At 66.0% G+C, this 1,134-nt stretch carries 2 protein-coding genes; one reads left to right on the top strand and one right to left on the bottom strand.

Going from position 1 to position 1,134, the window contains the following annotated elements:
* Position 1 precedes the first annotated feature (1 nt).
* Positions 2-760, top strand: a complete 759-nt coding sequence (locus IE207_RS32845) for a transposase (protein ID WP_229874307.1) — start codon at positions 2-4, stop codon at positions 758-760.
* 19 nt (positions 761-779) lie between these two features.
* Here the strand turns inward: IE207_RS32845 and IE207_RS33705 are convergent.
* Positions 780-1,134 (bottom strand): hypothetical protein (locus IE207_RS33705; protein WP_308433708.1); only part of this gene is annotated, 355 nt, incomplete at its 5' end.

The raw sequence follows: 1,134 nt of genomic DNA, 5'->3' as shown, positions 1-1,134 counted from the left end.
GATTTCAGCGGATGATCCGAAGTGGATCGAGCCGTTCTCCGGGCTGACCGAGGTGCAGTTCGCCAGGCTGGTGGCGTTGGTGCGGCGTCGCGGTGGTGACGTTCAGCGCGGGCGTCCTTGGCGGCTGCCGTTGGAGGACCGGGTGTTGCTGGTGGCGACGTACTGGCGCACGAATCTCACGTTGCGGCAGGTGGCGCCGTTGTTCGGAGTCTCGAAGTCTGCGGCCGACCGCATCCTCGATCACCTGGCGCCCTTGCTGGCCGTCTCGCCGGCCCGGCGGCCGCGCAAGGACACCGTCTACATCGTCGACGGCACCTTGGTGCCCACCCGTGATCGCAGCATGGCTGCGTCCAGTAAGAACTACCGGTACTCGACGAACCTGCAGGTCGTGATCGACGCCAACAGCCGTCTGGTGGTGGCGATCGGCCTACCGCTGCCCGGCAGCCGCAATGACTGCCGGGCGTTCACGGAGTCCGGAGTCGACCGGGTCTGCCGCGGCGTACCGACGATCGCCGACGGCGGATACCAGGGCACCGGCTTGCTCATCCCGCACCGCAAACGACGAGGTCAGACGCACCTCAGCCCACGGCAGGAAGCGGAGAACGCCGTCCACCGCCGGGCACGAGCCCGGGTGGAACATGCCCTGTCCCGGTTGAAGAACTGGAAGATCCTCCGCGACTGCCGCCTCAAGGGAAACGGAGTTCACCAGGCCATGCTCGGCATCGCCCGACTACACAACCTCGCCCTCAGCAGTCGGTGATCACCTCAGCCGGCTGCTGTCAGGTGCCGTAAGACGGCGGGTCGACGGCCAGGACTGGTAGACCAAGCTCCAGGTGCCATCCAGGTCGCCATCGGCTGAGCCACTCGTCGAAGTCCTCTCGCAGGAACCGAGGATCTACCGGCTTCAGCCGAATCTGGGGTCGTTCATCCACCCACCAGACCTCAAACTCAGCCTCGGTGCCCTCCGTCGGCCACAGAGCGCCATCTTCCGGCAGCAACAACACGTCGACGAAGCCGCCGACGACGAGTCCGATGTCTACGAAGACGCCGATCGTGCCCGGTCTTGGCACCTGGACTACCCTTCCGGAAACGCGCTGCCCGAAGTGCAGTCGGCGACGTGTCTCCTCCCACTCC

Source organism: Streptomyces cirratus (assembly GCF_014650775.1).
In the GTDB taxonomy this organism is placed as follows: domain Bacteria; phylum Actinomycetota; class Actinomycetes; order Streptomycetales; family Streptomycetaceae; genus Streptomyces; species Streptomyces cirratus.
The sequence above is the reverse complement of the archived record's forward strand: the minus strand, read 5'-3'. Positions and strand labels throughout refer to the sequence as shown.